Source organism: Hydrogenophaga sp. OTU3427 (assembly GCF_038440225.1).
Classification (GTDB): domain Bacteria; phylum Pseudomonadota; class Gammaproteobacteria; order Burkholderiales; family Burkholderiaceae_C; genus Hydrogenophaga.
In genome coordinates, this window is record NZ_JASATI010000038.1 from 30044 (window position 1) to 43987 (window position 13944).

The 13944-nt window shown below is 65.8% G+C and carries 10 protein-coding genes; 2 read left to right on the forward strand and 8 right to left on the reverse strand.

Annotation, left to right across the window (positions count from 1 at the left end):
- Window positions 1-2 precede the first annotated feature (2 nt).
- From fliI to fliF, 4 genes are read right to left on the reverse strand one after another with little or no spacing between them, the layout of a single operon-like run.
- Window positions 3-1460, reverse strand: a complete 1458-nt coding sequence (gene fliI, locus AAHB17_RS18695; protein WP_342132289.1) for a flagellar protein export ATPase FliI — start codon at window positions 1458-1460, stop codon at window positions 3-5.
- Window positions 1453-2172, reverse strand: a complete 720-nt coding sequence (locus AAHB17_RS18700) for a FliH/SctL family protein (protein WP_342132290.1) — start codon at window positions 2170-2172, stop codon at window positions 1453-1455. The genes fliI and AAHB17_RS18700 overlap by 8 nt, the downstream gene beginning before the upstream one ends.
- Window positions 2156-3154: a flagellar motor switch protein FliG gene (fliG, locus tag AAHB17_RS18705; protein WP_342132291.1), complete on the reverse strand. Its 999-nt coding sequence runs from the start codon at window positions 3152-3154 to the stop codon at window positions 2156-2158. The genes AAHB17_RS18700 and fliG overlap by 17 nt, the downstream gene beginning before the upstream one ends.
- Before the next feature lie 42 nt (window positions 3155-3196).
- Window positions 3197-4927 (reverse strand): flagellar basal-body MS-ring/collar protein FliF, encoded by a 1731-nt coding sequence (gene fliF, locus AAHB17_RS18710; protein WP_342132292.1) that lies wholly within the window; start codon window positions 4925-4927, stop codon window positions 3197-3199.
- Between the two features lie 177 nt (window positions 4928-5104).
- On the opposite strand from fliF, the gene fliE reads away from it, so the two are divergent.
- Complete coding sequence (gene fliE, locus AAHB17_RS18715) at window positions 5105-5425, forward strand: flagellar hook-basal body complex protein FliE (protein ID WP_342132293.1); 321 nt, start codon at window positions 5105-5107, stop codon at window positions 5423-5425.
- A gap of 83 nt (window positions 5426-5508) precedes the next feature.
- Here fliE and AAHB17_RS18720 read toward each other — a convergent pair whose 3' ends face one another.
- Together AAHB17_RS18720 and fliS are read right to left on the reverse strand one after the other, a co-directional pair.
- Window positions 5509-5814, reverse strand: a complete 306-nt coding sequence (locus AAHB17_RS18720) for a flagellar protein FliT (protein WP_342132294.1) — start codon at window positions 5812-5814, stop codon at window positions 5509-5511.
- Window positions 5815-5816: 2 nt separating this feature from the next.
- Window positions 5817-6356 (reverse strand): flagellar export chaperone FliS, encoded by a 540-nt coding sequence (gene fliS / locus AAHB17_RS18725; RefSeq protein WP_342132295.1) that lies wholly within the window; start codon window positions 6354-6356, stop codon window positions 5817-5819.
- 188 nt (window positions 6357-6544) lie between these two features.
- Between fliS and AAHB17_RS18730 the strand changes: the two genes are divergently transcribed.
- The gene (locus AAHB17_RS18730; protein ID WP_342132297.1) at window positions 6545-9733 is read left to right on the forward strand and encodes an Ig-like domain-containing protein; all 3189 of its coding nucleotides are present in this window, start codon (window positions 6545-6547) and stop codon (window positions 9731-9733) included.
- A 34-nt stretch (window positions 9734-9767) separates the two neighbouring features.
- Here AAHB17_RS18730 and AAHB17_RS18735 read toward each other — a convergent pair whose 3' ends face one another.
- Together AAHB17_RS18735 and fliD are read right to left on the reverse strand one after the other, a co-directional pair.
- A complete protein-coding gene (locus tag AAHB17_RS18735) occupies window positions 9768-12254 on the reverse strand; it encodes a flagellin N-terminal helical domain-containing protein (RefSeq protein WP_342132300.1) in 2487 nt (828 codons plus the stop codon).
- Window positions 12255-12414: 160 nt separating this feature from the next.
- Window positions 12415-13806, reverse strand: a complete 1392-nt coding sequence (fliD, locus tag AAHB17_RS18740) for a flagellar filament capping protein FliD (RefSeq protein WP_342132301.1) — start codon at window positions 13804-13806, stop codon at window positions 12415-12417.
- Between the last annotated feature and the right edge of the window lie 138 nt (window positions 13807-13944).

Sequence of the window (13944 nt, forward strand, 5' to 3'; positions counted from 1 at the left end):
TTTTAGCCCCGGACGCCTGCCGTCTTGCGGCCACGGCCAGCGGGTTCGTCGCCCAGGGTCTCGGTGAGTTGCGCCACGCTGGCGTCGAAGGTGGCCTGCTCCTGCATGCCCTGCATCAGGAACTTCTGCATGGCAGGGAACAGGACGATGGCCTTGTCGGTTTCGGGATCGCTGCCGGCCGCGTAGGCCCCGAGCTGGATCAGGTCGCGGGCCTTCTGGTAGCGCGAGTAGTACTGTCGGAAGCGCCGTGCCGCGTCGAAGTGCTGCGGCGTGACAACGTTGTGCATCACCCGCGAGGCCGAGGCCTCGACGTCGATGGCGGGGTAAACCCCCGATTCGGCCAGGGCACGTGAGAGCACGAAGTGGCCGTCCAGGATGGCCCGGGCGGCGTCGGCAATGGGGTCCTGCTGGTCGTCGCCTTCCGACAGCACGGTGTAGAAGGCGGTGATCGAGCCCTTGCCGTCCGGTCCGTTGCCGCTGCGCTCCACCAGCTGGGGCAGCTTGGCGAAACACGAGGGCGGATAACCCTTGGTGGCCGGCGGCTCGCCGATGGCCAGCGCGATTTCGCGCTGCGCCATCGCGTAGCGGCTCAGCGAGTCCATCAGCAGCAGCACGTCCAGGCCCTCATCGCGGAAGTTCTCGGCAATGGCGGTCGCGTAGTTGGCGCCCTGCATGCGCACCAGGGGGGGCGCGTCGGCGGGGGCCGCCACCACCACCGCGCGCTGGCGGTCCTTGGGGCCCAGGATGTCCTCGATGAATTCCTTGACCTCGCGGCCCCGTTCGCCGATGAGCCCGACCACGATCACGTCGGCCTTGGTGAAGCGCGCCATCATGCCCAGCAGCACGCTCTTGCCCACGCCCGAGCCGGCGAACAGGCCCAGGCGCTGGCCCCGGCCCACCGTCAGTAGCGCGTTGATGGTGCGCACACCGGTGTCCAGCGCCTGGCGCACCGGCGCGCGGTCCATCGAGTTGATGGGCGTGCGCTCGATCGGCAGCACATTGATCTGCTTGAGCGGGCCCATGTGGTCCAGCGGGTGACCGTGCGAATCGACGACGCGTCCCAGCAGGCCACGGCCCAAGGGCAGGCGCAGCACGCCACGGTCGTTGGTGGGCAGGGCGCGCACCTCCTGGTCCAGGCGGGGCTGCGGACGGTAGGGCGCCAGGGGTTTGACCAGCGCGCCGCTGGACAGGCCCTGCACGTCGCCGGCCGGCATCAGGAAGGCGCGGTCGTTGGCGAAGCCCACCACTTCGGCCAGCACTTGGTTGTCGGGGCCGCCGTCGATCAGGCACTGCGAGCCCACCGGGACGCGCAGGCCCTGGGCTTCCAGCACCAGACCCGCCAGCCGGGTCAGTCGGCCACTGACTTCCAGCGGCGTGTGCTGGCTGGCATAGATGTGGGCCAGGCGCAGGAAATTGTCCCAGCGTTCCGGCGCGGCATGGGGAGGCCGGGGCTCAGTCATCGCTTCGCTCCGGGGTGTGCCAGTCGGCTTTCATGCCGATGTTGGCCACGGCGCGCGCCCAGCGCTTTTCGATGCTCGCGTCAACGGTGCAGGCGACGGTTTCCACCACACACCCACCGGCGCTGAGCTTGTCGTTCGCCACGAACATCACCTTGCCTGCCTCGGTCCACTCACCCAGGTGGTTCTGCATCAGGGCCAAGTCCATGGGGTTGAGGCGCACGGTGCGCTGCAGGTGGTCGTCCACCGTCTGCGACAGCGCCTCGGCGATCACCGCCTTGAGCACATCCTGCGGCTGGGTCAGTTCGCCGCGCACCACCTGGCGCGCCAGGTCGCAGGCCAACTGCAGCAGCTGGTCGGCCAGGCGTTCGTCGGCGTGCTGCAGTTCCAGTTCGGCGTTCTTGAGCAGCAGGCCCAGGCGGCGGGCGGCGTCCTCGGCCGTGCGGCGCAGCGGAGCGTCCAGCGCCTCGCGGGTGGCTTTTTCACCGGCTTGCCGGCCCTGCTCGAAACCTTCCTCGAAAGCCTGCTGGCGCAGCAGCTCCAAGTCGGGGGCAGGCAGTTCAGGTGTCGATGGTTCCGGCTCGGGTTCCTCGACCTTGCCCTTGGGCGGCCTGCCGTCCATGGACTGAAACTCCCAGGCCGCCACGACCTGCACTTCTTCGCGCGGGATGAAGCGGTGGTAAGGCGAGTTCTTGGTGTTAGACGAAGCTGTCATCGCCACCTCCGGCCAGCATGATCTGGCCCTCGTCTGACAGGCGCCGCACCAGCTTGAGGATGTCCTTCTGTTGTGCCTCGACCTCGGACAGGCGCACTGGCCCGCGTGTCTCCAGGTCTTCGCGCAGGCTCTCCGCCGCTCGCGAGGACATGTTGGAGAGGATTTTTTCCTTGAGCTCGCCGCTGGCGCCCTTGAGCGCGATGACCAGGGTGTCGGACGACACCTCCTTGAGCACCAGCTGCACCGCCTTGTTGTCGAGCTTGAGCAGGTCCTCGAAGGTGAACATCTTGTCCATGATCTTCTGGGCCAGATCGCCGTCGTTCTCGCGGATGGAGTCGATCACGCTGGCTTCCAGGCTGGTGCCCATGAGGTTGATGATCTCGGCCGCTGCCTTGACGCCACCCAGCGAGCTCTTGCGGATCTTGTCGCCACCGGCCAGCACCTTGTAGAGCACCTCGTTGAGGTCTTTCAGCGCCGCCGGCTGGATGCCTTCGAGGGTGGCGATGCGCAGCATCACCTCATTGCGGGTGCGCTCGGTGAAGTTCTTGAGCACGCCGGCGGACTGTTCAAAATCCAGGTGCACCAGGATGGCGGCCAGGATCTGCGGGTGCTCGTTGCGCAGCAGTTCGGCCACCGACAATGGGTCCATCCACTTCAGGCTTTCGATGCCGGAGACGTCGCCGCCCTGCAGGATGCGGTCGATCAGCAGCGAGGCCTTGTCGTCGCCCAGGGCGCGCTTGAGCACCGCCCGCACGTAGTTGTCGGTGTCGGACACCAGCAGGCTCTGCGAGGCCGCCTCGTGGGTGAACTTCTCCACCACCTGATCCACCTTGTCCTTGGTCACCGCGCGCATGCGGGCGATCGTCTCGCCCAGGCGCTGGACCTCCTTGGGCGAGAGGTGCTTGAACACCTCGGCCGCTTCCTCTTCGCCCAGCGACATGAGGAAGATGGCGGCGTCCTGCAAACCTTGTTCGGTGTCCATGGAAAGGGGGCTGTGTGCGCTGTCGGTGGGTAAGGATCGGGCTCAGGTCGGCGCCACCGCACCGCTGCTTTCGCCGTTGACCCAATTCTTGATGATATTGGCGACCGCGACCGGATTTTCCTTCGCGAGGCGACGGGCGTCTTCCAGGCGCAGCACCTCGGGGGCATCGGCGCTGACCGTGGGCGGCAGCAGGCCGGGGCGCTCCGGCGCTTCGTCCAGCATCGCCTCGAGCTGCGAGCCGGCGGCGCCGCTCGCGCCAGCGCCTTCGGAGGCCAGGCGCGCCTGGGACGGGCGGCGCATGTCGCGCAGCGCCGGGCGGATCACGCCCATGAAGATCACCAGCCCGAGCAGGACCATGCCGACCGGCCAGGCCAGGCTCTGCGCCAGGTCGCGGTTGTCGGAGGCCTTCCACCAGGGCACATCACTGACGGGGCTCTTGGCGCGGCTGAAGGGCGAATTCATCAGATTGACCGAGTCGCCGCGGTCCTGGCTGAAGCCAATGGCCTCGCGTACCAGCGCGGTCATCTGCTCAACCTGAGCCGCGGGCAGGGCCTCGGTGCTGGTGTTGCCCTTGGCGTCGGTCACGGTGCGGTGGTTGACCACCACGGCGGCGCTCAGGCGGCGCACATTGCCGGTGGCGCCCCGGGTCACACGCACGGTCTTGTCCACCTCGTAGTTGGTGACCTGTTCCCGGCGCTTGAGGCCGGTGCTGGCCGCCGTGGCGCCGTTGGCCGCCGTCACGCCCACGGCGCCGGGCTGGCCATTGATGGGGGCTGTGGAGGGGGCCGGTGGCTGGTTGCTGACCGCGCCGGGCGCACCGGGCGGGGGCAGGGCGCCGTTGCCGTCGGCGGCTTCTATGGTCTGCTGGCTGCGCACAGCGCTGGGTTCGGTGCCCTGATTGGGTCGGTGCTGTTCCTGGGTCTGTTCGGTCATCGAGAAGTCGACGTCGGCGGTGACTTGGGCGCGCACGTTCTCGCGCCCGACCAAGGGCTCCAGCAGGTCCATGATGCGGCGCACGTAGACCTGCTCCAGCTGTTGTACGTACTGCAGCTGCTGGGTGTCGACGCTGCCGGCCTGGCCTTCTGCTGGGTTGGAGAGCAGGGCGCCGGTCTCATCGAGCACGCTGACCGCCTTGGGGTTCATCTCTGGCACGCTGCTGGCAACCAGGTGCACGATGCCTGCGATCTGGGCGCGGTCCAAAGTGCGCCCAGGGTGCAGGGTCAGCAGCACGCTGGCCGAGGGCTTTTGCTGCTCGCGGAAAAAGCCGTTCTGGTTGGGCAAGGCCAGGTGCACGCGCGCATCGGCCACCGACGACAGGGCCTGGATGGAGCGCGTCAGTTCGCCTTCAAGGCCACGCTGGAAACTCAGGCGTTCCTGAAACTGGGTCATGCCCAGGCGGTTGTTGTCCATCAGCTCGAAGCCGGTGATGGAGCCTTTGGGCAAGCCCTGCGAGGCCAGGCGCAACCGGGTGTCATGCACCTTGTCGGCCGGCACCAGGATGGCGCGGCCGCCGTCGGCGTGCTTGTAGGGCACGTTCAGCGTGGTCAGCTGGGCGATCACGGCGCCGCCGTCCTTGTCCGACAGATTGGCGAACAAGACCTTCCAGTCGGCTTGGCGGTTCATGTAGAAAGCCACCATCAGCACGGCCAGCAGCGCCAGGGCACCGCCCACCAGCGTGAATTTGCGGCGGTTGTCCAGGCGCGTGAAACCCTCCAGCAAGGCGTTCTGTGGCGCGGCGGGGCGAAGGTCGACTTCGGCAACGGCGGTGTTCATGGTGGCGATGATGAACCAAAAAAGACGGGGCAGGCCCGCGTTGGACGGATTATCAAAGTCGATCCGACCGAACTAAAGCCCGAAAAGGACGCGATTTCGTGGCTTTATCAAATTCAAGTTTTGGCGTCACCTGCCTACCATTGCGTCACCGAATTGGATCGACTTGGGAGCACCTCCATGGACATGCGCATCACCCCCTTGACGCCTCAGGCGTTGGGCGCCCTGGCCAAGGCGCGCCTGCAGCAGGCCGAAGGCACCGCCAACCCGGTCGCCGGCGGTGGATTTTCCGACGCCTTCAAGACCGCGCTGCAGTCCGTCAGCAAGGCCCAGAACGAGGCCAGCGAGATGCAGACCCAGGTGCAGATGGGCAACCCCAGCGTCAGCTTGGAAGAAACCATGCTGGCCATGCAGAAAGCCCAGATCGGCTTCCAGGCCACGCTGAACGTGCGCAACCGCATGGTGCAGGCCTACACCGACGTGATGAACATGCAGGTTTGATGTTTTGCAGCCCCAACAACAACGCCCGGCTTGACCGGGCGTTGTTGTTTGAAGGGGCCAGCCCCGGGAACGGGCTTGGCTGCTCAATGCAGCGTCACGCTGGGCAACTGGCTGGGCATCATGTCTTCCATGCTGCTCAGCCAGGGTTCGGCCAGACTGCGGATCTGCGCGTCATAGCGGAGGATGCTCAGCATGATGCGGTTTTTCTCGGCGCGCTGGTCGGCGCTCAGCACCTGGCTGCGCGACTCGTGGCGCAGCTGTTCGATCAGCACCGCGCAGGCGCCTTCGAGGCGCACCACTTCGTCCCAGTTTTCCATGCGCGCGGCGGTCAACATCTGCACGCTGGTGCTTTCAATGGCTTTGTAGTAGTCGATCAAGTTGTGGCTCATGGTCAGACTCCAGCAGGGGCGGCAACACGGCCGTAGGCCGCCACGCTGGCGTAGGCACCCACTGGGCGCCGGGGAGCGGCTGCGGAGGCCGCCTGGGTTGGGGCAGGCGTTGCGGCGGCAGGTGCCAGGTCGACCGGGCGCTGCGCCATGCTTTCGGGACGCATCTGTTGCCAGGCTTCCAGCAGAGGGGCGATCAGATCGACCACTTCCACCAGCATGCCCACATCATTTTTCGCATTGGCCTGGACCAACCGGATCACCGCGTAGTCGTAGAGGCTGGCCAGGTTGCCGGCGAGTTCGCCGCCATTGTCGTGGTCCAGGCTGGTGATCAGGCCTTCCTGGATGATGCGGATCGCGTGATCGATGTGCTTGATCTTGAGCTGCACGTCGCCTTGCTGGATGGCGCCGCGGGCCTTGTTGATGTTCTCGATCACCGCCTCGAACATCATGTTGACCAACTGGTGGGGGTCATTGGCTGCGGCCCGGGTTTGCAGTCCGACCGACTGGTAGGCCGATGCGGCATTCAAGCGATGTGGATTCATGGTGCCCGTCCTTGAGGAGTCTTTGCAACATTATCGGCAGAGTATGGGCCAACTTGACCGCGAATTGAAGTGGCAAAAGCCACCAAAGCCCCCCGCTTTTGTGCTCCGTGCTCCTCAAGATGTAAGCGAGCTGGCCGATAGGGATGGCGTTGGCGAGATACGCCGGATACCCCTTGGAAGGCCTGGAGATGACAAGCATAAACACCGTGTCCGCGCCGTCCGCGTCCTACGGCGGTGGCACGTCGGTCAGCCAGCCGGCGGGCGAGTCTGCCACGGCCGTTCTGGTGTCCAGTGCGCCCGCCCCGGGGACGGTATCGATTTCCGCCCAGGCCTATGCCCTGTCCAGCACGGCGGCGGTAGCGGACACCCTGGTCCCGCTGGTCACCAGTTTTTCGCCTGCCGACGGCAGCAGCGGCGCGCTGACCACGGCCAATGTGGTGCTCAAGTTCAACGAGGGCATCCAGCGTGGCAGCGGCCTGATCACTCTGAAGGACGGCAGTGGCAGGGTGGTCGAAACCTTCGATGCCGCCAGCAGCGACCGCATCACGATCACCGGTGACACGCTGAGCATCAACCCCACCAACGACCTGGCCTACAACACGCAGTACACCGTGGGCTTCGCCAAAGGCACGGTCCAGGACCTGGCCGGCAACCAGTTCGCGGGCGCCGGCAGCTATGACTTCCGCACCCGGATGGACACGGACGGGCCGACCGTGTCCCGTTTCTCACCAGCCGACGGTTCGACCGGCGCACTGACCACCGCCAACGTGGTGCTCAAGTTCAACGAGGCCGTCCAGCGCGGTTCCGGCGCGATCACGCTCAAAAACGCGGCGGGCCAGGTGGTCGAGGTGTTCGATGCCGCCAGCAGCGACCGCGTCACCGTCACCGGCGACACACTGAGCATCAACCCGACCCGGGACCTGGACTACAACACGCAGTATTTCGTCAGTTTCGGTGCCGGCACGGTCAAGGACACGCTGGGCAACGCCTTCAAGGGCACCAGCACCTACGATTTCCGAACCCGTGTCGACACCGACGGCCCGACCGTCACACGCTTCACGCCAGCCGACGGATCGACCGGCGCGCTGACCACGGCCAACGTGGTCCTCAAGTTCAATGAAGCCATCCAGCGTGGCGCCGGGCAGATTGTCCTGAAGAACGCGGCGGGACAGGTGATCGAGACCTTTGACGCAGCCCGCAGCGACCGCATCACCATCAGCAACGACACGCTGACCCTCAACCCCACCAAGGACCTGGACTACAACACGCAGTATTTCGTGAGCTTTGGCAGCGGCACGGTCAAGGACGCGCTGGGCAACGCCTTCAAGGGCACCAGCAGCTACGACTTCCGTACCCGGCGCGACACCGACGGCCCGACCGTCACCCGCTTCACCCCCGCCGATGGGTCGACCGGAGCCCTGACGACGGCCAACGTGATGCTCAAGTTCAACGAACCCATCCAGCGCGGCTCGGGGCTGATCACCCTGCGCACCGCAGCGGGCCAGGTGGTCGAGACCTTCGACGCCTCGCGCAGCGACCGCATCACCGTCACCAACGACACCCTGGTCATCAACCCGACGCAAGACCTGGCCTACAGCACCCAGTACTTCGTGAGCTTCGGTGCTGGTACGGTCAAGGACGTGCTGGGCAACGCATTCAAGGGTGTCAGCAGTTACGACTTCAAGACCCGGGCCGATACGGATGCGCCCAAGACGGTCCGCTTCATACCTGCCGACGGCGCCACTGGCGTGCTGCCCTCGGGCAACGTGAGCGTGAAATTCAACGAGACCGTGGTGCGTGGCACCGGGCTGATCACGCTGAAGACGGCGTCTGGCCAACTGGTTGAAACCTTCGACGCGGCGAGCAGCCGCGTCAGCGTTTCGGGCGACACGCTGACCGTCAACCCCACCCGGGACCTGGCCTACAACACCTCCTACGTGCTGTCGTTTGCCGCAGGCTCGGTCAAGGACGTGGCGGGCAACGCCTTTGCCGGCACCAGCAGCTACGACTTCCGCACCAAGATCGACACGGTGGCGCCGACCGTGGCCCGATTCACGCCCCCCGACGGGGCAACCGGCGTGGCCCTGGGCGCGAACGTGGTGGTCCGCTTCAACGAGGAGATCCGGCTGGGCACGGGCACGATTTCGCTGAAAACCGCCGCCGGCCAGCTGATCGAGCGTTTCGACGTCGCCAACAGCGCACGTGTCAGCGTCAATGCCGACACGTTGTCGATCAATCCGACCAGGGACCTGGGCTACAACACCCAGTACGTCGTCAGCTTCGACGCCGGCACGGTCAAGGATCTGGCCGGCAACGTGTTTGCCGGCACCGGCAGCTACGATTTCAAGACCCGGCTGGACACCGATGCGCCCACTGTCACCAGCTTTTCGCCGGTCGACGGGGCGGTGGGAGCCGAGGTCGCGACCAACCTGGTGCTCAGATTCAATGAGGCGGTGCAGCGTGGCACGGGAGTGATCACGATCAAGACCGCGGCTGGCCAACTCATCGAGAGCTTCAACGCAGCCACGAGCAACCGCATCTCCATCAGCAACGACACGTTCACGATCAACCCGACCCAGGACCTCGCGCACGACACCCAATACATCGTGAGCTTCGCGGCGGGCACGGTCAAGGACCTGGCCGGTAACAGCTTCGCAGGCACCAGCAGCTACGACTTCAAGACCAAGCCCGCGCCCGTGACACCGGTGGTCAGCCAGTTCCACATCGAAGTCGACTACAGCGGCGACCCGGCCTACCAGACCTATTTCAACCAGGCGGCGGCCATCTGGCAGAACGTCATCGTGGGTGACCTGCCCGACATCAACGGCATCGACGACATCCGGCTGACGGCGTCGGTGGTGAGCATAGACGGTGCTGGTGGCACGCTGGCGCAAGCTGGGCCGACACAACTGCGTGGCAGTACCTACCTGCCCTTCATGGGCAACATGCAGTTCGACAGCGCCGATGTCGCCAACATGGCGCAGTCGGGCACCTTGTTGCGTGTGATCCTGCATGAGATGGGGCATGCCCTGGGGCTGGGGTCCCTATGGTCGCTCAAGGGCCTGAACGCCACGCCTGGCCAGTACACCGGCGCTCAGGGGGTGGCGGCCTACCGAACCTTGTCGGGCAATGCGGCGGCGACCTTCGTGCCGCTGGAAACCCAGGGCGGATCGGGCACGGCCAACGTGCATTGGGCCGAAAGCGTGTTCGACCGCGAACTGATGACAGGTTATGCCGAGAGCAACAGCAACATGCCGCTGAGCCGTCTGACCATCGCAGGTCTGGCCGATCTGGGCTACACGGTCAACTTCCAGGCCGCCGAGGCCTATGCGTTGGGGCCCGCCTTGCAGGGTCTTTTCTTCGACGATCAAGCCTGAGTCTGAAGGCCGCGCGCAAGCAGGGGCGCTGCGGTCAGCCTTGCAGCAGCTGCAGCACGCCCTGCGGCACCTGGTTGGCCTGGGCCACCATGGCCGTGCCGGCCTGCTGCAGGATCTGCGCGCGCGACAGGGCCGCGGTTTCGGCCGCGAAGTCGGCGTCCATGATGCGGCTGCGGGAAGCGCTCAGGTTTTCCGAGGCCGTCGACAGGTTGGAGATAACCGATTCGAAGCGGTTCTGGATGGCACCGAAGGTGCTGCGCAGTCCACTGATCTTGGTCAGCGCCGAGTCGATGCGCACGATGGTTTCGTTGGACGAGGACACCGTCAGGACATTGGTGTCCGACAGGTTGCCCGAGTCCGGCAGCACCGGCACGCCGACCGATCCGAAGCCCATGCTGGCCGCCAGGTTGCCGTCGACCGTGATGGCGTAGTTGGACGACAGGCGCAGTTGACCGTCGACCACGTCGGCGGCGATGCCGGTCAGTTCGCGATTGATGATTTCGGCCAGCTGGTTGGGCGTGTAGTTGCCGGCCGGGAAGTCGTAGGTCTTCTGCTCCGTGCCCAGCCCGATGCTCACGCTGAAGTCGCCGGTGGCCAGCGTGATGGAGCCGCTGGCGGTGCCTGCGGTGCCGACGCCGTTGACGAAACCCGCGCTGTAGGCGGTGGGGTCGGCGTTGCTGATCGTGACGGCGGCAGAGCCGTTGGTGTTGTTGGTGATGGTGATGTCGTTGCCGCTGGTGTTGGTCACCGTGTAGCCGCTGCCCAGCTGGGTGCCGATGGCGGTGGCCAAGTCGGCCGCCGTGGCGTAGTTCTGGTCCAGGGTCACGGCGATGCCGTCCACCTGGAAGGTGGCGTTGGTCGAGGTGATGGCCGGTGCGCCAGCGGTGGACACCGGGGCCGTGGGCATGGTGGTGTCGGTGCCGCCGCCAATGGTGGAGGTGTTGGCCGCGTTGTCCACCTCGCTGTTGATCACCACCGCGGTCGACCCGGCACCGGTGCTGGTGCGACTGATGGTCATGTTGCCGCTGCCGTCGATGGCCACCGAGAACTGACCCGCCGCCGCCGCGTCCAGCTGGGTCTGGATGGCGGTTTGTGCGGCGCTGAAGGAGCCATAGTCCTGGTCGAGCACGATGTCGATGTCGGTGGCGCCGTTCTCGATCTGGAAGCCGCCGTTGTTGGCCGCCACGGAGGCGGTGCCGGCGTTGCCCGGGCTGTTATAGATGCCGCCGGCGTTGGCGGCCGCATCGGCGAGCGTGATCGCGATCGCTGCCGGGGCGGTGCCGTTGGTGATGGTGATCTGGTTGCCGGTGGCAACGGCCGTGTAGGTGGCGTAGGCGCCGCCTGCGGTCGTGAACTGGGTCGTGAGCGCGGCGGCCAGGCCGTTGGCGTCGGTGTAGTTCTGGTTCAAGGTCATCGCCAGACCGTCCACGCTGAAGGTGGCGTTGGCCGGGCCTGCGGTGGAGGTGCCGCCGGTGTTGGCGAAACCGGCGGTCAGGGCATTGGCATCCGAGTTCAGGATCTGGACGCCGGTGTTCGACCCCACATTGCTGAAGGTCAGCGTGCCGGCGTTGTTGGTCACGGTCACGTTGCTCAGGCCCGCGACCGCCTGGATCTGGCTTTGCACCGCGGCGGCCACTCCGGCCGCGCTGCCGTAGTCGGCGTTGAGCGTGATACCCACCGTCACGGCGCCGATCTTGACGTCGAACTGCGCCAGATCGCCAGCGCCAGAGAAGTCGCCAGCGTTGGCGCCGCCCAGCGCCGTGGCGTCGATCGGGCCCTGGGCGTTGAAGCCCGAGCGGTAGTCGAAGGCGGCAGCCGTGAACTGCACGTTGCCGGGGGTGCCCACCACCGTCGCGGTGCCGAAGTTCACGCTGTCCAGGGTGGTGGTCACGCGGCCACTGGTGGCGGGCGTGCCGCTGAGACCGAAGTTCAGCGTGCTGGCGGTCAGATCGATGGAGCCGCCGGTGGCGCCGCTGCCGATGGGCGACGACATGGTCATGGCGATTTCACCGATGGAGCGGGTGCGGGTGCTGGACGGCAGGTCCAGACCGATCACCTGCCCGGCGTCGGGGCCGACCTGGAAGGTGGCGTTGCCAAAGGTGCCATCCAGCAGCTTGCGGCCGTTGAAGGTGGTCTGCGAGGAGATGCGGTCCACCTCGGCCAGGCGCTGTTGCACTTCCTGGTTCAGGGCCACACGGTCGGAATCGCTGTTGGTGGCGTTGGCCGATTGCACCGCCAGCTCGCGGATGCGCTGCAGGTTGCTGGTCAGCTCGGCCAGCGCGCCTTCACCCACCTGGGCCAGCGAGATGCCGTCGTTGGCGTTGCGTATGGCCTGGTTGAGGCCCCGGATCTGGGTGGTGAAGCGCTCAGAGATCGCCAGGCCGGCGGCATCGTCTTTCGCGCTGTTCACTCGCAAGCCCGACGACAGGCGCTGCATGGCGACCGCGAGCGCACTCTGAGACATGTTCAGATTGCGCTGAGCGTTCAGCGACATGATGTTGGTGTTGATGGTTTGCGCCATGTTCGTACTCCGCAAGGGTGATACCGATGGCACAAATTCTGAAGTTTTCCCGCCCCGACAAAAGCGGAAGTAAAGGGGGGAAACCGGGCTTTATCCGGGCGTAAAAAAGCCTGCCCCGGTGCATGGCGGCAGGCTGTTGCGCTGGGCGCAAGCCGCTGGATCAGTTCGATTTCTGGCTGTTCCAGGTCGTGATTTGCTGGGTCACGTAGGCGTTCAGCGAATTCAGGCTGGCAATGGTCCCATCGAGCCGCGAGTATTGGGCCAGCAGCCGCGCCTCGGTGCGCTCGATCTTGTCGTTCATGCGCTCCTGATCCTTGGTATTGCGCTGGATCGCGTTCTGGATCGCAGTGTAGCGGCTGGCGACCCCGCCACTGGCGCTGAGCATGCCCTTGGAGAAGGATTCGATGCGCACCGCCAAGCCCCCAGCAGCGTTGCTGAAGAAGTCTTCCAGTTCCTGGGGGCTCTCAAGTGCTTTGGTCAGCTTGGTCTCGTCGATCTTGAGCGTGCCATCCAACTGGAAGGCCACCCCCATGTCGGACAGTCGGCCAAAGCTCGAGCTGGCGGGGCCTCGGTCCGAGAACAGCCGACGCAGCGCACCCTGCAGCCCGGTGGCGGTGGAGTCGCCCTGCAGCGTGCCAGCGGTGTCGGTGCCAGGCTCGTACTTGGTCATCTCGCGCAGGGCGGAACTCAGGGCGTTGTAGGACTGCACCAGGGCCGTGATGTTGGATTTGATGCTGGCCGTGTCCTGCGCGACCTTGACGTTGACGGCGCCGGTGGTGACCTGCAGGAAATTCAGCGTCACGCCGGGCACGGCATCGGTGAGGGTGTTGTTGGTCGAGGTCACCGCCACGCCATTGACGGTGGCCTGGGTGTTCAGGGCCTCCTGCGTGCGCGTCATGCCCGCCCCAGCCACGGCCGGGTTGTAGCGCAGGTCTTCCAGGTCGCTGGCACCGGTGCTGCGCAGCCGGAAAGCGGAGGCCACGCCGGTGGCGTCGGATTTCAGGATCATGCGCTCGCCGGAGGCGTCCTTGAGCACGGTGGCACTCACGCCGGCGTTGCTGGCGTTGATCTTGGCCACCACATCGGTCAGGTCGTCACCCGCGGCGATGTTGACGTTGACTGCCGCGGCGCTGCCAGCGGTGAAGCTGCTGCCACTCCAGGTGCCCAGGTCTATGGTCAGCTGGCCAGCGCCGAAGGTTTTGCCAGCGGTGAAGACATTCGATGCCGCCGCCTGCGCCTGCGCCAACTGGCTCACCTGGACACTGAAGCTGGTGGCCTGGGCGGTCGTGGTGTTGACCGAGCCCGACACCGCGGCCGTGTTGCTGGAGGAAAACGACAGGCCGTCCCAATTCGCAGGCTTGGCCAGTTTGGCCGCCTGGTCCTGCAGGTTGGCCATCTGGGATTTGAGCTGCCCAAAGGCTGACAGCTTGGCCTGGTAGCCGGTGGCTTGTGTGGTCAGCTGGGTCAGGGGCTTCTTCTCCAACTCCATGAGCTGGGAAACGATGCCCTTGATGTCCAGGCCGCTGCCTATGCCGGGTGCTGAAATCGCCATGTGTTGCTCCTCAAGTCAGCGGTCGGTCTGACTGCCTGCCACATCATGTCACCAATGACCGTGTCGCAAAAGCCGAAAAAGCGGGCCCGTTTTTAACCCGCCCCGCGGGGCCACCCCCGGCGGCGGGCACAAACCACC